Raw genomic sequence first — 20,432 nt, forward strand, 5'->3', positions numbered from 1 at the left:
TGCCGCGATTTGAAAAGAAATCCATGATTATCGACCTCTACGGATTCGGCCCGGCGCTCGCCGCTGGCGCGCTGATGACTGTGAAACTGGCACTCTCGGCCCTGTGCCTGGGGCTGGTGCTCGGTCTGCTCGGCGCCTTGGCCAAGACTTCCCCGTACAAGCCGCTGCAATGGCTTGGCGGCACTTATTCGACCCTGGTGCGCGGCATCCCGGAATTGCTCTGGGTGCTGTTGATCTACTTCGGTACGGTCAACCTGATGCGTGCCTTGGGTGAGTTCTTCGGCAATCCCGACCTGGAACTCAACGCCTTCGCCGCCGGCGTGATTGCGCTCGGCCTGTGCTTCGGCGCCTACGCCACGGAAGTGTTTCGTGGCGCGATTCTCGCCATTCCCAAAGGCCACCGTGAGGCCGGCGTGGCCCTGGGCCTGTCGAAGTGGCGCATCTTCACCAGGTTGATCATGCCGCAGATGTGGCGTATCGCCCTGCCCGGCCTGGGCAACCTGTTCATGATCCTGATGAAAGACACCGCGCTGGTGTCGGTGATCGGCCTGGAAGAAATCATGCGTCACGCGCAAATCGGCGTGACCGTGTCCAAGCAGCCGTTCACCTTCTATATGGTGGCCGCGTTCATGTATCTGGGCCTGACCGTTCTAGCCATGACCGGCATGCACTTGCTGGAAAAACGCGCCGCTCGCGGCTTCGCGAGGAGCACCCAATGAACTGGGAAGTCATCATCAAGTGGCTGCCGAAACTGGCCCAGGGCGCGACCCTGACCCTGGAGCTCGTCGCCATTGCCGTTATCGCTGGCCTGCTGCTGGCAATTCCACTGGGCATCGCTCGCTCGTCGCGCCTGTGGTGGGTGCGCGCATTTCCCTACGGCTACATCTTCTTTTTCCGTGGCACGCCGTTGCTGGTTCAGCTGTTCCTGGTCTACTACGGCCTGGCGCAGTTCGACGTGATCCGCAACAGCTCGATGTGGCCGTACCTGCGCGATCCGTTCTGGTGCGCCACCGCGACCATGACCCTGCATACCGCGGCCTACATCGCCGAGATCCTGCGCGGCGCCATTCAGGCAATTCCACCGGGCGAGATCGAAGCGGCGCGAGCCTTGGGCATGTCCAAACCCAAAGCGCTGTTCTACATCATCCTGCCCCGTGCGGCGCGCATCGGCCTGCCCGCCTACAGCAACGAAGTGATCCTGATGCTCAAGGCCAGCGCCTTGGCCAGCACCGTGACCTTGCTGGAACTGACCGGCATGGCGCGCACCATCATTGCCCGGACCTACCTGCCCGTGGAGATCTTCTTCGCCGCCGGCATGTTCTACCTGCTGATGGCTTATGTGCTGGTGCGCGGCTTCAAGCTGCTGGAGCGCTGGCTGCGCGTCGATGCCTGCCAAGGGCGTTGATTCCCGCGTGCTGACGGGCGAGGACCTGCTCGCCCGCTTCACCGCGCTGGATGCTTTTCTGACAGAGCATCAGGCGCTGTGGAAGCCGCGGCCGTTCACTTACCTGCATCTTCCCTGGGAAACCTCCTACCCCGAGTTGGCCGGTTGGCTACGCGGGCGCTCGCTGGAGGATGCGGAAAACAGTCATAACCAACCTTGCCTGCTTGATGCGCCAGAGCCATTTGCGACCCTGGCGCAGATGTCCCTTGCCCTGAGCGCTGTGGATGAATTGCCCGTTCATGCACTGGAAGCCGCCGGCCATCGACTGAACGTCGATGTTCCGGGCCGCAAGTGGCAGCAGATCGAAGCCTTCGCCAGTCGCTTGCAGTTTGCCGAAGCGCCACGGCATTGGCTGGATTGGTGTTCGGGCAAAGGACACCTGGGCCGGCGTCTGCTGCAAACCGGGCAACAACTGACCTGCCTGGAATACGACCCGGCACTGGTTGCCAGCGGCCAGATGCTCAGTCAACGGCATCATTTGCATGCGCTGCACGTAGGACAGGATGTACTCGCGGCCAACACGGCCTCGTTATTGAAGTCCGAACATACGCCCGTTGCACTGCACGCCTGCGGCGATCTGCATGTGCAACTGATCCGGCTCGCCAGTGCCGCAGGCTGCAAACAACTCGCCATCGCCCCTTGTTGTTACAACCGGATCAGTCTGACCCAGTACTCGCCAATGTCCTCGGCGGCGCAGGGTTCCGACCTACAGCTGTCCCTCGACGATCTCGCGCTGCCGATGAGTGAAACCGTCACCGCTGGCGCTCGCGTGCGACGTCAACGCGATATGTCCATGGCCCGGCGACTGGGGTTCGACTTGTTGCAGCGAGAGCTGCGCGGCGTTGACGAGTATCTGCCCACCCCTTCCTTGCCGAGCGCCTGGCTCGATAAAACGTTTGCCGACTACTGCCATCATTTGGCCGTGCTCAAAGAGTTATCCACAATCGGCCCGCAGGATTGGCCAGCCAGGGAAGCCGCCGGCTGGCAACGCTTGGCGCAAGTGCGCAATCTGGAGCTGCTGCGCGGACTTTTCCGACGCCCGCTGGAGCTTTGGCTGGTGCTTGATCGGGCGCTTTTCCTGCGTGATCAAGGCTACGAAGTTCGTCTCGGCACCTTCTGCGAAACCCCGCTCACACCACGCAATTTCCTACTGCTGGCAGAACGCGCATAAAGCACCGCAGCCTGTGGATAACTCTGTTGATGAAAATATCGTGGATCCAATATTTACAGCTGTTTCAGGGGTGAAACGATACTGTTCAGTTTTCGTACACCTGAATAAAAAACCCGTAAAACAGTGATTTGCGTGCTGATGAGAACGGATCCACAAATTCGTCATATAGCCCGTGCATTGCAAATCCAGTTGTGCATAAGCATTCGATCAAAAGGACATAACTGCCGAAATAGAGGTACTTGTGCAGTAAATGCGGGGGAGGTCGTGACATGCCGGTCGCAGGTTTTCGACATGGATTTTCCAGCGCTTGATAACGCCTCTGGAGCGCTCGCCATCGACGATGGAAGCCAATCCAAAAATAGTCAGAATTCAGGGGTTTACAGAACCTCTCCAATCGCTATAATCGTCGCCCTGACACGCCGGTATAGCTCAGATGGTAGAGCAACTGACTTGTAATCAGTAGGTCCCGGGTTCGATTCCTGGTGCCGGCACCATACAAAACAAAGGCTTGCAGCGATGCAGGCCTTTTTTTTGCGCTACACGTAACAAGGCACGTAACAAGCAGAGCGTACGCGACATTTCTAGGGGCATCGCCGAGTCTTGGCTCATTTCTTGGAAGAGTCCTCCTTCGCAAGTTCTCCACGCTCTGGGCAACTCACTCTTCTTCTCGAGTCGCGTCGTGCGTTTCAGCGGCAATCTCAAAAAATTCCAATATTGCTTTTTGCTGGTCGAGATCAAAGGAGTGAGTTCATGAATGGCAAGGTAATTGGCTTCCTCGCTACCATCGTGCTACCGATTTTGTTATACCTAATCAGCCCGTACTGGAGTGCATACTTTTCTGACAAAAAGGAGTTGAGTTATGAGGTGCTACTCAAGCGCCAAATTACAAATCTCGACGCGTCAGAAAAATCTTGGCCTGGGATTACCATCTCTTATCAGGGTATTGATGTTAGCACTGGTTCGTTTTTAACGCTTGCTATTACTAACACTGGGAAACTGCCAATTAAACGTGAAGATTTCGATAGTCCAATTCTAATTCACATCTCTGAAAAAGAATCGATAATCTCTTTCCAATCCATATTCGCTTTCCCGGCAAACCTTGATGTAGTTTTGACCAGAGTAAAGGAAGGTTTAGCTGCTGCGCCACTGCTGCTTAATCCTGGCGACAGCTTCGTAATCGAGATTTTTTCTCGCGTTCCACTAGAGGTCTCAGACGTGACCAGCCGGGTGGTAGGCCTCCCCAAAATCAATCAGATTAAACAAGAGAAACGCACTGGGTTTGATATTACCCTTGCATCCAATTCAGACATTGGAAAGTCTGCTAAAAATCCGGTTAGCAATATTCCAGGGTGGGTAAATTTCATTATTACTCACCTAATGCTTATCGGATCACTACTATCCATAACAAGCGCTAAGCGCGCGCACAACTGGATAGGGAAAGTTTTCTTTGTTTCTTCATCGCTTGTACATTACTTGATTGCTATCGCCTCTCTGCAATTGACGGTAGTGTATTTAACAGAGGCGTTAGAGATACATAAAGCCGTTAGCTTTATTATTTTGATGGCGACCACCGTCATCTCAGCGATGGTGGCGTACTTCGTTAGGCGGAATGTATTAAATAAGCCATCCAGTGATAAGTCCCTACACCGCAGATTCCAGAGCTGATACGAAGGATCGCTTCAACTGCTCGGAGATTCTCTGGCCTCCAGTGGTGCGCACATGGCTCTGCTCAATTGGGGCCATGTTTGCATGCACACAGATGGCAGGACCTCTTCCGGGCGCTCCCGTAGGTGCTTTCGGCTATTCATGTTGACCCACGGGAAAGAGGTTAGGACGGTTAGTTTTTTTCTGATCGCCTTGTAAGCCTTGCTCTATACGGCTTTGCGGCTACTGCTCCAAGTTAGGTTTTGGTTAGCACAGGGTTATTTACTAACCTTTATAGATGTTAAAAAACCATAAAATAAATTCCTTATAAATCAGCACCTTAGAATTTACCAACCTAAAACCTAACCATAACTTACCCATCAAAGTTAGCTCTCAAGCCCAGTAAACATGGGGCCTGTAGAGAATCTCCCTCCCCATTTATAAAAACTAACCCTTTTCCCGAGCCACCTCTCAAAATCGCCTGCTGACAGCACTCAGCCATGCGCTAAAAAACAGGCCGCTCCTGCAGGGTTTCGCAGGCTTTTCGGTCCCACTGAATGACAGAGCGAGTCCCAGCAGGCCATCCGCTGGTTCTGGGGCCGTTGTGGCCCTTGGACCACCATAGACATGGTCAATCAGCCTGGCGGACATTCGCCGGTATCAGAAAAGTACGACAGCGAGATCCTATGAGGCGGTCCCGTAAACACAACCCACACATACCGGTGCAGATCGATCAGGCCGCCATTCCGGCGGCCGTTTTTTTCGACCACCGTTGGAGCGGCGTTTGGTACACCTCCTTCCGAGACGAAGGCGGAAACCGCAAGCGCGTCAATATCGCTGGCCCCACTGCAACGCTCGCTGAGCTGCACCGGATCATGGAAGAGCGGAACGGTGTCGATCGTGAGAGCCTCGGCCATTTGTGCAAAGAATTCCACGACAGCTTGAAGTTCAAGCAGCTTGCCAAGAAGACCGAGATGATTACGAATATTGCCGCGGCGTGCTGTTGACCGTCCCAACGAAATTGAAGAAGCCACTTGGGGAGCTCTCCGTGCGTAAATTCACCCCTGCACTCGTTCAACGTCTGATCGATCGGATTGCCGACGAGGGCACTCCTTCGAAAGCTGCCCATGCGCTACGTTATCTGCGGCGAGTGATGCAATGGGGTCGCAACCGCGGTTTTCTGGATACCAACGTTGCCCTGGGCATTGAGGCTCCGACCGAGCGGAAACAACGACGTCTGCCGAGCCCGAAGGTTATGCGTCAGCTTATTGCCAGGGCGCACGAGCGTGGCCAACTCAAGCGCGGGCAATCAGGATCATGTCCCGAGTATCTCGGATTCGTGATGGAATTGGCTTACCTGTGCAGGCTCCGTGGAATCGAGGATGTTACCCTGACCGATGCAAACGAACTGGAAGAAGGCGTGCAAACCAATCGCCGGAAAGGCAGCCGCGACAACATTGTGCGATGGACTCCGCGACTACGCGCCGCTTGGGACGGGGCAAAAGCCTACCGCCGATTGGTCTGGACGAGACAGGCCTACCCCATTCCGGTCGCGAAAGAGCGCCGTTTTATTATTGTGGCGGCACATGGAGGGGCGCTGCAGAAGTCGAGTCTGGACACTGCGTGGCAGCGCTTCATCACCAAGGCGGTCGAGGACGGCTCAATTACCCAAGAACAGCGCTTTGGATTGCACGATCTCAAGCGCCGGGGTATCACTGACACCCCTGGAACGAGGGCGGAAAAACAAGAAGCAAGTGGGCACCGTGACTCTTCAATGATGGATGTTTACGACTACAGCTTACCCATCGTTCCCCCATCTACAGGCTGAACACTAAATCAAGGAGCGGCGTCGAGTCTAGAAAAACAGATTTAACCAAAGGCTCGACAATGTGCCCATTACACACAGCTATAAAATTAAATCTATATTCCAACTCGGCCCTATACGAGTCAGGTTTCGTAAATGCCATATTCGCCATTTTCAACATAAATTCATTCAAAGGTAACGGACTACCATCATATAAATGTACTTCCCTAGCTACGTACTCAACTTTCCTGTGCTCCAAACGGATCTCTAGGGCTTCAAGGTCTGTATTTTCGGACAAAACGAATCTACCCAGAGCATGCTCACTGTAGATATGCTGAAGGAGAAGGCCTCCCAGCTTTACGCCAAACTCTTGTGCTTGTGACTCTCGAAGGTACCAGTAGTCATCGCATCCAGAAAAAATGCCTTTACAGTCTCCAGTCTTCCGTACACGTGACATGCAAAAAATAAAGCTGTTAAGAGACTCTCGCGAATAGACTGCGGAAGAATCGCGAAGTACAACTGTCGTTTCAGTCCTTCTCTCTATGTTAACTTTTTCTATGTGGGCACTGTGTCGCCCAGGAAATATAGTTGGCCGGTAGTCACCTAATCCAATGGTTCCACCACCGATCGTAACGAACCATTGAATTGGAACTTCAACGACGCCATCAAACAGCAATCGAAACGTGAGCATCCCCTCATTGGCATCGAGCAATTCTTCATTTTCGATACTCCGATATTCATACAGCGTCCCAAGTTTAATAGTGCCGTTATTGATATTGAATTTCTGCTGACAGCTTTTCGCTAGAAGCATTCCCCCGACCCTCTACTTGTCCCCACGAAGTCCTATCGTGCCCGAATGGAGAACTGCGAGGAAGCTGACTGGCCGAGAAACAGGATGGTCCTCCTCTACACCACGTACCAATGGGCGCGTCCCCCAAGAAAAACCAGAAATGTAGAGCGTCGTTCACGTACCAAGAATGAGCCTAAGTCTCTGATTTATCTACGGTGAGCAGCTTCCTTGTAATCAGTAGGTCCCGGGTTCGATTCCTGGTGCCGGCACCATACAAAACAAAGCCCTCGTAGCAATACGAGGGCTTTGTTGTTTCTGCCGTTTAAAAAATCCCAGGTCTTAGTGACCCGCGCTCTGCCCGCCATCGACGTGCAGGATTTCGCCAGTGACGAACTTGGCGTTGTCCAGGTACACGACCGCTTGTGCAATGTCTTCAATCTCGCCCATGTGCCCGACCGGGTGCAGAGCGCCCAGTGCGGCGTGGGTTTCTTCGCCGTGCATCGGGGTTTTGATGATGCCTGGGCTCACCGCGTTTACACGGATGCCGCGCTTGGCGTACTCGATAGCCAGGGAGCGGGTTGCTGCGTTCAGGCCACCTTTGGTCAGCGAAGCCAGTACCGAAGGCACGCCGTCGATCGCATGGTCCACCAGGCTGGTGGTGATGTTGACGATGTGGCCGCTGCCGTTTTTCTCCATCTCGTTGATAGCGAGTTGGGTGATGTAGAAGAAGCCGTTGAGGTTCACCGACAACACGTTGGCGTAGTCTTCAGCGGTGTACGCGGTGAACGGTTTGGCGATGAAGATGCCGGCGTTGTTGACCAGGGTGTCGATGCGGCCGAAACGGACGATTGCTTCACGGATCACGCGCTGGGCGGTTTCCGGTTCGCCGATGTCGCCGGCCACGGTGAGGATGTCCGGATCGGTGGAAGGTTTGATCGAACGCGAAGTGGCGACGATCTGGTAACCGAGTTCACGGAAGGCCTTGACCATGCCATCGCCGAGACCTTGGGATGCGCCAGTGATGACAACGACTTTTTTCGAATTGCTCATGATGAAATCCTCAGACAATAAAGAGTGGGGTAGAAAATTTGTGAATCAGGCTTCGGCGGGGGCCTGGGCCATTTGTCGCAACATCTGTTCGTAGTACTCGATCGATTGCGAACCGGACACCAGGTGACGGCCGTTCAGCACCATGGCCGGGACCGAATTGATGCCGTGCTGCCGGTAAAACTCCTCCAGCTCACGCACTTCGTCGGCAAACGCGCCCGACGCCAACACCTCGCGAGCACGGGCTTCGTCCAACCCGGCTTCTCCTGCCAGCCGCACCAGCGTCTGCTGATCACTCGGGTTCTGGCCTTCGCTGAAGTAAGCGCGAAGCAGGATCTTCTTCAGCGCCACCTGACGCCCCTCCTCCAATGCCCAAAGCAACAAACGGTGAGCGTCGAAGGTGTTGTAGAAGTGGGTGCGCTTCTCCAGGTCGAACTTGAAGCCGATGGCATTGCCACGTTCGATCTGCATTGCTTTGCCATTGGCGACGTCCTGGGCGGTACGTCCGTATTTGCGCATCAAGTGCTCGACGGCTTTCTCGCCTTCGGCCGGCATGCTCGGGTTCAGCTCAAAAGGCTTGTAGGTCAGCTCAACCGAAATCTCGCCCGCCACGTTCTCGATCGCCCGTTCCAGCGCCGCCGCTCCCAGTGCGCACCAAGGGCACACCACGTCGGAGACGAAATCGATGGTCACCGACGCCGTCATGACTGCCCCTCTTCCGCCAGTTGCTTGCGGTATTGGGTGGTGGTGATCCCGGCGTAGCCCCAGTTATCGGTGTCGACTTCCTCGATCACGATGTGGGTCAGGTCAGGGCGTTTGTTGAGCACGCGCTCCAGTGTTTCAGTGATCTCGGCAATCACCTGAGCTTTCTGCTCAGTGGTAACGCCATCGCGGGTGATGCGCACGCTTACGAAAGGCATGAGGAAACTCCAGTGACCTTCCCGTCGGGATGATGGGAGAGGCGTTGGAGTTCAATGTATGGAGTTAGCTGGAGGGGATAAAGGTGGGGGCGGGAACTACATTCGTTACGTGGTGTAATGAGTAGGAAACATCTCTAGTAGGGTAAGACTGTAAGATTCAGTCCGACCGGGCGTAATCCGATTGCTTACGTGTCGCCATTTTCCAGTTTCAGCGACACGTTTTTCTGATATGTCGCTGATGACGACACATCAGGATCAATGCGATCCAATTTGTTCGATGGCACTATCCTGACGACATGAACTACGCGATGTGCGTTCATTTCCCGAACAGAATCCAAAAGATCCTGCTGAAACTGTATCTGCTCAATTTCCATTTTGATGTTTGTCTCGTCCTGAATAAGGTCTACACGATCACCGTTTCCACAGTGATCTGCTTGAGCGCATAAAACGGCGCAAGCATCGCCTCATCCGCCGCCGCACAGGTTATCAACCGCCACTCGCGCTCAATCGGCGTCCAATGCTGCTGCCTGGCCCGACCAAGTTTGTCGGTGTCGGCGAGGACGACGATCTGCGCGGCCCGTTTGATGATGCATTCCTTGAGATACGCCTGCTGCGCACTCGCTTCGCACAAGCCGAATTCCGCGACCACGCCGTCCGCGCCGAGGAAGGCTTTGTCGACGCTCAAGCGGCTGAGGGTCAGTTCTGCCAAGGGTCCCAACGTGCTCATGCTCGATCCGCGCAAGTCGCCGCCAATCAAGGTCAGACGTACGCCGGGTGCGTTGGCCAGGGTCATCACGGCGAGCAGGTTGTTGGTGACCACGTGCACGTCCTGGCGTGAGCAAAGGTGATGGGCCAGTGCGGCGCAGGTGGTGCCGCCGTCGAGCAGCACGGTATCGCCGTCCTGCACGTGGGCAGCGGCCGCCAGGGCGATGGCGTCTTTCTGTTCCCACTGGCTGGTTTTGCGTTCTTCCAGCGAGGCTTCCGGTTCGTGCACGCCGACCACGGCGGTGGCGCCGCCGTAGGTGCGCACCAGGTGCCGCTGTTTGGCGAGCATGGTCAGGTCGCGTCGCACGGTCGCTTCCGAGACGCCGAGCGCCGCGCTCAATTGCTCGACGTTGGCATCGCCGATGCGCACGAGTTCGAGGATGGCGCGGTGACGTTCGGACACTTTCATGGCGGGTCTCGTTGTTTGGACGGTTGCCGATCTTACACGACAGCGCCGCCGCAGCTCATCCCCGTCGAGTGGCCAGCTCCGCGCCCTGGCGCAGTGCTTCGAGCAGGCTGCGTTCATCGGCGATGCCCTTGCCGGCGATATCGAAAGCGGTGCCGTGGTCGACCGAGGTACGAATCACTTCCAGGCCGACAGTCACGTTTACACCGGCTTCGAGCCCGAGCACTTTGACCGGGCCGTGGCCCTGGTCGTGATACATCGCTACCACCAAGTCGAAATCGCCGCGACCGGCACGGAAGAACAGCGTGTCGGCCGGCAACGGGCCGGTCACGTCGAGGCCGCGCTCCTGCAGCAGCTTCACCGCCGGGATGATTTTTTCTTCCTCTTCGCCATAACCGAACAAGCCGTTTTCGCCGGCATGCGGGTTGATGCCGCACACGCCGATGCGTGGCCGGGCAATGCCTGCCTTGATCAACGTTGCGTTGCCGCGTTCGATGGTGCGTTGCACCAAGCCCGGCTCGATCTTGCGGATCGCGTCGATGATGCCGATGTGGGTCGTGACGTGGATCACCCGCAGCTGCGGCGCCACCAGCATCATCGAGACTTCGTCGACGTGGGTCAGGTGCGCGAGCATTTCAGTGTGGCCGGGGTACTTGTGGCCGCCGGCGTGCAGCGCTTCCTTGTTCAGTGGCGCGGTGCAGATCGCATCGATTTGCTTGGCTTCGGCCAGCTCCACGGCGCGGGCGATGTATTGATACGCGGCGTCACCGGCAATCGGCGACAGCTCGCCGAATGGCAAGTCGTCGGGGATCAGGTCGAGGTCGATGCAATCGATGATGCCCGCCTCGTAGCGCGCCTGTGACGCGTCCTCAATTCGGCGCACTTTGGCGCTGCCACCGACGATCACGTTGGCCTGTTCCAGGCGTCGCGCATCGCCGATCACCAACGGCCGGCATTGTTGATAGACGATGTCGTGGGTCAGGCTTTTGACGATGATTTCCGGACCGACACCCGAAGCGTCGCCCATGGTGATGCCGATAATGGGGAGGTAATTGCTCATAGTGTTCATTCGAGTCCTTGGGTTCGTGTGCGTTGAGGCTGGGAGCGATCATTGATTTCGCTCAGGTGCTGCCATGCCGCATACAGGGCGCGGTCGGTGCCGAACGCGCCTGCCTTGGTAATGATTGCCGGGCGATAGCCATGGCGGGAGGCGGTGGGTCGACCATAGGCCACTCCGGCTTCGACTTCCGCCAGCAGTTGCAGGCTGTCGATGCCGACCGTGGTCAAGATCGCCCGCGCCGTCTCGCCGCCCGTGGCGATCAGACCACCGATCTTGGCGAAGTGCGGCTCGACCAGCACAGCCAACTGGGTCGAGAGGTGCGCGCCTTCCTGCGGATCGAACGCGTCGTCGCGACCGATGCGCAGCAACAGGTCACTCCAGCCGTCGAGCTGCTCGCCGATGCGCGCCTGCCAGGTCGCCCAATCCGGATGGCTGATGCCTTGGCGCAGGACCGCTGGCGGTACGATCAATTCGCTCAATCCGCCGCTCTCTTTCAGCACGCTGCACTGCCGCTCGCAGACACCGGAGAGGCTGCCGACCAGCACCAGGATCGGCGCCTGATTGCTTTCGCTGACGGCGGTTTCGGCACGCGGGTCAGGCGTGTCGAAGAAGTCTGGCAGCCGGGCGATTTCCCGCGCCAGGCCACCCGAACCGATCCAGAACAGCGGCTGCTCCAGGCTGGCGGTCAGCCGCGCCAAGGTCAGCAGATCGTCTTCGGTTTGCGCATCGACGATCAGTGCCTGCGTCGTGCTGCGGGCCAGTTCGGCGAAATGATGGACCAGTGCATCGGGGTTGCCACGCAAGGTGTCGAGGTCCAGTTTCGCGGTGCTCAGGCCGGCGGCGATGAGCATCGCTTCAACATCTGCCGGGCGGTCGGCGTTTTCCAGTTTCCAGGTGTCGGTGGTTTCCAGCGGCTGGCCGTTGACGAACACCCGACCGCCGCGCAGCGTGCGCCCGGTGGCCGGGAACGCCGGAGCGACGATGGCCAGGCCTGCCAGCGGTTGCAGGGCGGCAACTTCGGCCGCCCAGTTGCCGCGTAAGGTCGAATCGATTTTCTTGTACAAGCGCTGCCCGGGTTTGCGCAGGGCCTTGAACGCAGCGACGGTACGCTCGGCGGCCTGCTCGGGTGACAGGCGCCGCGTGTCGGTATCGGCGGCGATCACCTGCGCGTCGGGCTGATCATTCGAGGCGTCGAGCGTCACCACGGTCTGCAAACCGGCACTGGCAAAGCCGATGGCGCAATCCGCCGCGCCGGACAGATCGTCAGCGATGATCAACATGCTCATCGCAACGCCTCCTGCTCCTGGGGTTCGCGCTTCGGGACGGCGGCGGGTTGGCGTTGCTGGACGCGTTTGGCAACGGCGGCGGTGAGCAACGGCGCGAGAATGGCGGTGACGACTACACAAGCGGCCACCAGCAACGTCGCACTCTTGGCGGCTTCGGCGTACACCGGGTTCGCCGCTGCGATCAACGCGGGTACGGCGGCGGCATTGCCGGCAGTCGTCGCTGCGGCTACACCGGCTACGCCTGTGCCACCGGTTGCACGGTCAGCGAAAAACAGCGGGATACCCGTCAACACAACAACCGCTACACCGAGACCGAGGCCAAGCAGACCGGCCTGCCAGACGTTATGCAGATCCAGGCTGGCGCCAAGGGCCAAGGCAAAGAACGGGATCATCACCGGCACGGCTTTGGCCAGAAAATCGCGCATGTCCCGGTCGAGATTACCCAACAGCATGCCGAGCGCCAGCGGCAGAATGCTGCCCACCAGCGTCGGCCATGGGAACGCGGACAAGCCGGCGATGCCCAGCGTCACCATGGTCAGGAAAGGCCCGGACTCCAGCGACATCACCGAATAGGCGCCGACATCTTCGGAGCGGCCGTACTGCCCCATCAACGCCATGTAGAGGCCGCCGTTGGTGTCGTTCATTGCAGCGACTACCGCCAGCGTGGAAATGCCGGCGAAGAGCCCCGAGGAAATCGGCTGTTCGCCCAGGAAATGCCCGAGCACAATGCCGATCAGCACGGCGATACCGACTTTGGTCGCCAGCAGCGTGCCGCCCTTTTTCAGCAGGTAAGGCGTGGACTTGATGTTGATGCTCGCGCCCATGCACACATAGAACACCGCCAGAATGGGCAGTGCACCGGTGAACAACGCGTTGGTGAAGGAACCGAAAAATTTGGGGGTGTCCGGCAGGAATGTCGCCACCAGTGAACCGATGAGCAGAGGCACGATCATCATGCCGCCGGGGATGCGTTCAATGGTGCGCTTGATTGGAATCTGGGCCACGAGGGTCTCCTTTTATAATTGTTTGGTAAGACGTGTTTCACCTCGAAAGTGACTGAACCGATCACACAGTGATTGATTCAGTCAAAATAATCTTAGGGCATTGCCTTGAATTGCGCAAATCAATCATTCTATATGATCATTTCGATCAATCGAGAGGCCCGCTCGTGGTTGCCGTTCGGGTTGACACAAGCGCTATCGATGCCAGAGAATCAGCGCAAGAGCGCGAAACCGACTGCCTTCAGGTGGCGACAGTCGGCGTTAGGAACCCCGTTGATGACCTGAAAATCAACGCTCGGGTGAGACCTCTTCTCCCCCGCTTGAGGGAGCACAATATCAAGCACGTTCTGCGGAAAAGCAGCCTTAATCAGGCTGCTTTTTTTGTTTGTGCCGGCACGAGAAATCAGGCAGGTCTTCTTCTTTCCTCAGAGGCTTCCGACAATCTTGCAGGGCATTGCCTTTCAAAAACTCCTGCTGAGTTTTCTTACAGGCGAAAAAAACCCCGAACCAGTCGGGGTTTCAATCGAGCGGGGAAACTCAACCAATCATCAGAAAATATTGATCGGGTAATCCACGAACACACGCACTTCGTTGCCGCTGACGTTGTACTCGCTCGACTTCTGCGACACGCGCAGGATCGAGCTGCGCAGTTTCACGCTCAGGTCTTTGGCCGGGCCGCTTTGCACGACGTATTTGAACTGGTTGAAGATTTCGCGCTCGGTGCCACCTTCGCTGGTGGAAGTGGTGATGTTGTCACCGCGTACGTAGGCGAAGTTGTAGCTCAGGCCCGGAACACCGAAGGTGCTGAAGTCCAGGCCGTAGCCCAGTTGCCAGCTGCGCTCGTCTTCGGCGTTGAAGTCGGACCAGTAGGAGTTGGCCAGGTAGATGGTGTTGCCACCGTCACCCACGCGGTTTTGATCTTTCTGGTAGCCGCCGTAGGCGTAGCCCAGGTTGCTGTCGCCGGTGCTGCGCTGGTAGCCGAGGGTGAACGAGTGCGGCCCGGTGGCGTAGATGGCTGCCAGGCTCCAGATCTTGTTGTCGTCGCCGGTAGCGCCGACATCGCTGACGTAGGAGTCGTCCAGCTTGGTACGGTAGCCGTTGAAGTCCAGGGTCAGGGACTGATCCTTGGCGAGGGGGAACACGTAGTTGGCGTTCACGTATTGCTTCTTCAGCACGTCTTCGACGTCGGAGGCGTACAGGGAAGCCTTGAACTGTTCGGTGAACTGGTAGCTACCGCCCAATACGTTGATCGACTTCAAGCCACCACTGTCACGGCCTTCAGCGCTTTTACGCGATTCGGCGGTGAAGCGACCGGCGTTCAGCTCCAGGCCCTTGATCTCCTTGGAGGTGATCAAAGTACCGGTGTAGCTTTCCGGCAGCAGACGCACGTTGTCGTAGCTCAATACCGGCAATGCCGGCATTTGGTCGCCGTAGGTCAGTGTGGTGCTGGACAGACGGAATTTGACCGCCGCGCCGCCCTTGGACAGGTCGTCTGCTGCGTTGCCGCTGTCGCCTTGTTTAAAGAAGTCGATACCGCCGGCGCCGCTTTTGCCTTTGCCGCCGTCCAGACGCAGTGCGTACAGACCGAAAGCATCCACACCGACACCGATGGTGCCTTGGGTGAAGCCGGAAGAGAAAGTACCGATGGCCGCTTGGCCCCACTCGGCTTTGTCTTCGTTGCCGTCTTTGTAATCACGGTTCATGTAGGCGTTGCGCAGCAGCACTTTGAGGCTGCTGTCTTCAACAAATCCCTTGGATTCGGCCTGGTCGTTAGCCATGGCCTGTGTAGCGCTCAAAATCCCCAGAGCGATCAGGCTGATTCGCTTGTTCAACATTTTGTTTTCCTTATTACGGGTTGAAACGCGCTGTGTCGAACGGCTGAAACGGCACTATCGCGCTCTTTTTTCATTCCGCAAACAAAAAGGCCCGCACACGAGTACTCGCGGCGGGCCTTTTTATTGTTTTAGGGTCATGGCGGTCTGCCACAGGCGTTGGCCGAATCGTAGCGGCGTGCCTAAGGATGTGTCAATTTCATGAATCTTCTGTATTTAGGCGAAAATCGTCTAAGAAATTGCTTTACGTGGCAGAAAATTAAACTTGGCTGCGTTTTGACAGGCAATTTCAGTGCAGCAATTCCCGGTTTTTCGGGAGGAACATTCCGCTGCAAAGGCTGTGCGTAACAACATCGACACAATTGGAAACAAACAACCAAGGGAACTTCTCAAGAATAATTAACGGAAGTAAATAGCAAGCATTACCATTCGCACCCTAAACGCTACAGCCAAAAAAATCCTACGGATGCGCTTTTCAATGCCTGCCCCTTTTCGTCTTACGCCCTACAGTCTTGGGCTTTCTGCCTTGTTGTCTGCCGGTTTTTCCTACGCTGCACCTACAACGTTACCTGCCACCGCCATCAGCGCCGAAGCGGAAGCCGATGACCCGCGCGTGCAGGAAACCAACACTGCGACCCGCACCAACACGCCGGTACGCTATGTCCCGCAAGCCATTGATTCGATCAAAACCTCGAACGTCGTTGACTACGGCACCAACGATCTGGGCACTGCACTCAGCGGCATCCCCAACGTCAGCAGTGGCGCCGACACCCGTTTCGACAGCCTGCGCATCCGTGGCTTTGACGCCAGCAATGACTTCTATCTGGACGGCATCCGCGACGACAGCCAGTACGTGCGCGACTTGCACAACATCGAACGCATCGATGTGCTCAAAGGCCCGGCGGCAGTGTTGTACGGCCGTGGCAGCCAGGGTGGGATCGTCAACCGAGTGAGCAAACTGCCGGAGTTCGGCCGCCGCTCGACCATCGAAGCCCAGGGCGGCAGCGAGGACCTGCGCAGTCTTTACGCCGACCTCAGCACTGATCCGTCCGAGAACATCAGCCTGCGCCTGAACATGGGCAACATGGACGAAAACAGCTTCCGCGATGGCGTGAGTGGCAATCGCCAATTGTTCGCGCCTTCGATGAGCTGGCAACTGACACCCGATTTGAACTGGCTGGTGCAGTACGAATACAGCCGCTACAACCGCACGCCGGATCGCGGAGTCCCGGGCGTGAATGGCCGCCCGGCCGATGTCGGGCGCGACACGACATACGGCAGCGAGCACGATTTCATCGACGACAAGTCGCAATCCCTGCGCTCGAAACTCACCTACGAACTCAGCGACAACTGGCAACTGCGCCAGACGCTGGGCGTGTTCAAGCTCAACAGCGACTTCGACAACACCTACCTCACCGGCTACACCCCGGCGACCAATCGGGTCACGCGCCAGCACTGGCAGCAAGACCTGACCACCCGCAACGTCTACAACAACGTCGAGCTGGAAGGCGGATTCGATACCTTCGGCCTGGAACATCGTCTGCTGACCGGCATCGAGATCGGCAGCCAGCGCCGCGACCCAACTTTGTACACCGCCGCCACTTCCGGGCCGGGCAGTTCACCGGTGCCGTCGCTGGACTTGAACAACCCCAACCGCGACTTGCGCCACACCGGGCGCATGCAGGTATCGAGCAGTTCTCACACCGAAGTCGAAAGCCGCGCGGTGTATGTGCAGGATCAGTTGCAGCTGAACGATCAATGGCAACTGCTCGGCGGTTTGCGTTACGACACGTTCGACATCGAGTCGACCAACAAGCTGCGGGACATTTCCGAAGACCGTGACAGCCACAGCACCAGTCCACGTGTAGGACTGGTCTGGACGCCACTGCAGAATCATTCTTTCTACGCGTCCTGGTCGAAGACGTTCTCGCCGGTCGGCGGCGGTTTGATCGGCATCACGCCGGGCGCGGCGGGTAACACCAACGACCTGAGCCCCGAGCTGACCAAGCAAAAGGAAATCGGCGTGAAGAGCGATTGGCTCGACGATCGCCTGAGCACCACGCTCGCGATCTACGAACTGGAACTCTACAACCGCCGCACCAGCGATCCGAACAACCCGACCATTACCTTGCTCACCGGCCTGCAACGATCTCGCGGTATAGAGCTGACCGCAGCCGGCAAGATCACCGGCAACTGGTACGTACGCGGCGGCGTGGGTGTGCAGGACGCAACGGTCGAGAAAGACAACAACGGCTTCGAAGGCAAACGCATCAGCAACGTGGCCAAGCACAACGGCAGCCTGTTCCTGACCTGGAAACCGGAAATGGGCTGGTACGCCGAAACCGGCCTGACCCTGGTCGGTGACCGTTATGCCGACAACCTCAACACCACCGTGCTGCCGGGTTATGGCCGCTGGGACGCGTTGGCTGGGTTCCGGCAGAAGGATTGGGATTTGCGCGCGGCGCTGAACAACATCAGCGACAAGACCTATTACTCGTCGGCCACCAGTGCGGCGCAGATTCAACCGGGTGCGCCGCGTAGTGTGGTGGTGACCGGGACTTACAGTTTCTAAACACAAGATCAAAAGATCGCAGCCTGCGGCAGCTCCTACATTGGAATGCATTCCTCCTGAGCTGTCGCAGGCTGCGATCTTTTAAGCTAAAAAAAAGCGCTGCCCTCCCGGCAGCGCTTTTTTTGATCAATCCGTTGTTTTTCTTCTTATCCTTCCATCACATCCCACAACGCTTCCAGTTCTGCTTCGCTGAATAATCCAGCGGGGTAGCGCTCGATCATTGTCCGGCGCGGATCAGTTTCACTGATCGGACGCGTTCCATTGGACTTGAACCAGTGCGCCAGAATCTGGAGCGATTCGCTGTTTACCGCCAGGGGATGCATTGCCCGCTCGCTCACTACATTCACTTCGGCGTTCATTTCAGCGCTCTCTCCCGGTTTGTGAGCGGCTAACTTATCCAAGGTTTATGACAGAACAACTAAGTTCTCCCCCTCCCTGTTTTGCACCGTGAGCGATACAAGAGCTATGCCAATGTGTCCAGATTGTCGACGAGCGGATACAAAAAAGCCCGCAGTCCTTGAGGGCTGCGGGCTTGGTGCAGGGCGAGGCGCGAAAACGTTTGCCTGATCGATTTCACAATCAACTCAAGCTGTTACAACTGCACTCATTCTTTGTGCGGCGCCGGCTGTTGTTGGGTAAGGCAGTGGATGTTGCCGCCCCCCAGTAACAGTTCACGGCCAGGCACCATGACCACTTCGTGCTGCGGGAACAGGTTCTGCAAAATCTCTTTTGCCGGACCATCCAGCGGGTCGTCGAAGCTCGGGGCGATGATGCCGCCGTTGACGATCAGGAAGTTCACGTAGGACCCGGCCAGGCGTACCGACGGGTTGCGTTCCTGAGTGCCATCGACCGGATCGACACCGGCGCATTCTTCCTCGGTCGCATACAGCGGCCCCGGAATCGGCATTTTGTGCACCGTGAACGGGCGCCCCTTGGCGTCCGTGCTGCTTTGCAGCACTTTCATGGCCGCCTGGCAGCGTGGGTAGTTCGGATCCTGCGGGTCATCGGTCCAGGCCAGCAGCACTTCACCCGGACGCACGTAACAGCAGAAGTTATCCACATGGCCGTCGGTTTCGTCGTTGAACAAACCGTCCGGCAGCCAGATGATTTTATCCACAGCCAGATTCGCGCTGAGCACCGCTTCGATTTCTGCACGGTTCAGGTGCGGATTGCGATTACGATTGAGCAGGCATTCTTCAGTGGTGATCAGCGTGCCTTCGCCGTCGACGTGGATCGAGCCGCCTTCGAGCACGAAGCCCTCGGTGCGATAGCGCGAACTGCGCTCAATTTCGAGGATCTTGCCACCGACCTGCGAATCACGGTTCCACGGCGAATACAGACCACCATCGAAACCGCCCCAGGAGTTGAAGTCCCAGTTCACGCCACGGACTTCACCGTTGTTATTGATGACAAACGTCGGCCCGGTATCGCGGACCCAGGCGTCGTCGCTGGACATCTCGACAACGCGGATATTCGGCACGTCCAGGCGAGCGCGGGCGTTTTCGTACTGGCCGGCGGAAACCGCCACGGTCACCGGTTCGAAACGGGCGATGGCCTTGGCCACCGCCACGTGCGCGGCTTGCGCCGGTTTGCCACCCAGGCGCCAGTTGTCCGGGCGCTCGGGCCAAATCATCCACGTCTGGGTTTGCGGTGCCCACTCGGCTGGCATGTAAAAGCCGTCTGCGCGAGGGGTGCTGTTCAAAGTGGTCATGGCAGTCAGGACTCCAGGGATCCGTCGAGGGTTTTGAGAGCACCATACAGGTTCGGACGACGGTCGCGGAAGGAGCCCCAGGCGCTGCGTGTGTGTTCGAGTTTGTCGAGATCGAAGCTGTGGACCAATACGCCTTCTTCAGTCTCGTTGAGTTCCTGCATTTTCTCGCCGAACTGGTTGGCGATAAACGACGAACCGTAGAAGGTAATGTCGTAGCCGTCCTGCTCTTCGTTGCCGATGCGGTTGCTGGCGATCAGAGGCATCAGGTTGGCGCCGGCATGGCCTTGTTGTACACGCTGCCAGTGATCACGGGACGAAATGGTCTTGTCGTGCGGCTCGCTGCCGATGGCGGTCGGGTAGAACAGGATTTCCGCGCCTTGCAACGCCATGCTGCGCGCAGCTTCAGGAAACCACTGGTCCCAGCAGATGCCCACGCCGATTTTCGCGTAACGGGTGTTCCACACTTTGAAGCCGGTATCGCCCGGGTTGAAGTAGTACTTTTCGTGGTAGCCAGGGCCGTCCGGGATATGGCTTTTACGATAAATCCCGAGGTTGCTGCCGTCGGCATCAATGATCGCGATGCTGTTGAAACGTGCACGACCCGCCAGCTCGTAGAAGCTGATCGGCAGCACCACTTGCAGTTCCTTGGCGACTTTCTGGAAGTGCTTGATGGCGACGTTGTCTTCAACCGTCGTGGCCAGTTGCAGGTAATCCGGGTTCGGCTTCTGGCAGAAGTACGGCGCCTCGAACAGTTCCTGGATCAGGATGATCTGCGCGCCTTTGGCGGCGGCTTCACGGACCAGTCTTTCAGCAACTTCGATGTTGCCTTCCAGGTCCCAGGAACAGGCCATCTGAGTGGCGGCGACGGTAACGATACGGCTCATGGATCATCTCCGGGCAAGTGCTTGACGGTCGGGCATGGTTATCCATGCCCTGGCAATGGCGACTTTATAGCCGATAAAAATCGGCTTTCAAAGCG

At 57.4% G+C, this 20,432-nt stretch carries 17 protein-coding genes, 1 tRNA gene and 1 pseudogene; 7 read left to right on the plus strand and 12 right to left on the minus strand.

All coding sequences use genetic code 11. The annotated features are described in order from the left end of the window. Window positions 1–23 precede the first annotated feature (23 nt). From ACM110_RS08490 to xerC, 6 genes and pseudogenes are all read left to right on the plus strand, one after another. Window positions 24–719 carry an ABC transporter permease gene (locus tag ACM110_RS08490; protein ID WP_338584227.1) on the plus strand — a complete coding sequence of 232 codons (696 nt, stop codon included), beginning with the start codon at window positions 24–26 and terminating at the stop codon, window positions 717–719. Continuing rightward, the gene (locus tag ACM110_RS08495; protein WP_095192339.1) at window positions 716–1,405 is read left to right on the plus strand and encodes an ABC transporter permease; all 690 of its coding nucleotides are present in this window, start codon (window positions 716–718) and stop codon (window positions 1,403–1,405) included. The genes ACM110_RS08490 and ACM110_RS08495 overlap by 4 nt, the downstream gene beginning before the upstream one ends. Further along, window positions 1,386–2,615: a methyltransferase gene (locus ACM110_RS08500; RefSeq protein WP_416127415.1), complete on the plus strand. Its 1,230-nt coding sequence runs from the start codon at window positions 1,386–1,388 to the stop codon at window positions 2,613–2,615. Before ACM110_RS08495 ends, ACM110_RS08500 begins: the two co-directional genes overlap by 20 nt. A gap of 418 nt (window positions 2,616–3,033) precedes the next feature. Then, window positions 3,034–3,109, plus strand: a tRNA-Thr gene (locus ACM110_RS08505). Window positions 3,110–3,365: 256 nt separating this feature from the next. Continuing rightward, on the plus strand, window positions 3,366–4,280 hold the full coding sequence (locus ACM110_RS08510) for a hypothetical protein (RefSeq protein WP_416127416.1): 915 nt from the start codon (window positions 3,366–3,368) through the stop codon (window positions 4,278–4,280). 665 nt (window positions 4,281–4,945) lie between these two features. Next, window positions 4,946–6,087: pseudogene (xerC, locus tag ACM110_RS08515) on the plus strand (site-specific integrase). Here the strand turns inward: xerC and ACM110_RS08520 are convergent. The 9 genes from ACM110_RS08520 to ACM110_RS08560 form a co-directional block, all read right to left on the minus strand. Next, window positions 6,077–6,874, minus strand: coding sequence for a hypothetical protein (locus tag ACM110_RS08520; protein WP_416127417.1), 798 nt, complete (start codon window positions 6,872–6,874; stop codon window positions 6,077–6,079). The pseudogene xerC and the gene ACM110_RS08520 sit on opposite strands and share 11 nt — an antisense overlap. Before the next feature lie 318 nt (window positions 6,875–7,192). After that, window positions 7,193–7,903: an SDR family NAD(P)-dependent oxidoreductase gene (locus ACM110_RS08525; protein WP_416127418.1), complete on the minus strand. Its 711-nt coding sequence runs from the start codon at window positions 7,901–7,903 to the stop codon at window positions 7,193–7,195. A gap of 45 nt (window positions 7,904–7,948) precedes the next feature. Beyond that, entirely contained in the window at window positions 7,949–8,605 is a 657-nt protein-coding gene (locus ACM110_RS08530) for a DsbA family oxidoreductase (RefSeq protein WP_338584204.1), read from the minus strand. Further along, window positions 8,602–8,820, minus strand: a complete 219-nt coding sequence (locus ACM110_RS08535; protein ID WP_056852134.1) for a tautomerase family protein — start codon at window positions 8,818–8,820, stop codon at window positions 8,602–8,604. Before ACM110_RS08535 ends, ACM110_RS08530 begins: the two co-directional genes overlap by 4 nt. Before the next feature lie 403 nt (window positions 8,821–9,223). Next, window positions 9,224–9,994, minus strand: a complete 771-nt coding sequence (locus tag ACM110_RS08540) for a DeoR/GlpR family DNA-binding transcription regulator (RefSeq protein WP_338584201.1) — start codon at window positions 9,992–9,994, stop codon at window positions 9,224–9,226. A 55-nt stretch (window positions 9,995–10,049) separates the two neighbouring features. Further along, window positions 10,050–11,051 (minus strand): 4-hydroxythreonine-4-phosphate dehydrogenase PdxA, encoded by a 1,002-nt coding sequence (pdxA, locus tag ACM110_RS08545; protein ID WP_416127419.1) that lies wholly within the window; start codon window positions 11,049–11,051, stop codon window positions 10,050–10,052. A 5-nt stretch (window positions 11,052–11,056) separates the two neighbouring features. After that, window positions 11,057–12,337, minus strand: coding sequence for a four-carbon acid sugar kinase family protein (locus tag ACM110_RS08550; protein ID WP_416127420.1), 1,281 nt, complete (start codon window positions 12,335–12,337; stop codon window positions 11,057–11,059). Next, window positions 12,334–13,341 (minus strand): 2-keto-3-deoxygluconate permease, encoded by a 1,008-nt coding sequence (locus ACM110_RS08555; RefSeq protein WP_338584198.1) that lies wholly within the window; start codon window positions 13,339–13,341, stop codon window positions 12,334–12,336. Before ACM110_RS08555 ends, ACM110_RS08550 begins: the two co-directional genes overlap by 4 nt. 545 nt (window positions 13,342–13,886) lie before the next feature. After that, window positions 13,887–15,173 (minus strand): OprD family porin, encoded by a 1,287-nt coding sequence (locus tag ACM110_RS08560; RefSeq protein WP_416127421.1) that lies wholly within the window; start codon window positions 15,171–15,173, stop codon window positions 13,887–13,889. A 475-nt stretch (window positions 15,174–15,648) separates the two neighbouring features. Here ACM110_RS08560 and ACM110_RS08565 point away from each other — a divergent pair, with 475 nt between their 5' ends. Continuing rightward, window positions 15,649–17,742 (plus strand): TonB-dependent receptor, encoded by a 2,094-nt coding sequence (locus ACM110_RS08565; protein WP_416127422.1) that lies wholly within the window; start codon window positions 15,649–15,651, stop codon window positions 17,740–17,742. A 146-nt stretch (window positions 17,743–17,888) separates the two neighbouring features. Here the strand turns inward: ACM110_RS08565 and ACM110_RS08570 are convergent, their stop codons facing one another. From ACM110_RS08570 to aguB, 3 genes are all read right to left on the minus strand, one after another. Then, complete coding sequence (locus tag ACM110_RS08570) at window positions 17,889–18,101, minus strand: hypothetical protein (protein ID WP_338584195.1); 213 nt, start codon at window positions 18,099–18,101, stop codon at window positions 17,889–17,891. 245 nt (window positions 18,102–18,346) lie between these two features. After that, complete coding sequence (gene aguA / locus ACM110_RS08575; RefSeq protein ID WP_338584194.1) at window positions 18,347–19,453, minus strand: agmatine deiminase; 1,107 nt, start codon at window positions 19,451–19,453, stop codon at window positions 18,347–18,349. Between the two features lie 5 nt (window positions 19,454–19,458). Continuing rightward, window positions 19,459–20,337, minus strand: coding sequence for an N-carbamoylputrescine amidase (gene aguB / locus ACM110_RS08580; protein WP_416127423.1), 879 nt, complete (start codon window positions 20,335–20,337; stop codon window positions 19,459–19,461). Window positions 20,338–20,432: the final 95 nt, after the last annotated feature.

It is taken from the genome of Pseudomonas sp. NFX98 (genome assembly GCF_047784845.1).
GTDB lineage: Bacteria > Pseudomonadota > Gammaproteobacteria > Pseudomonadales > Pseudomonadaceae > Aquipseudomonas.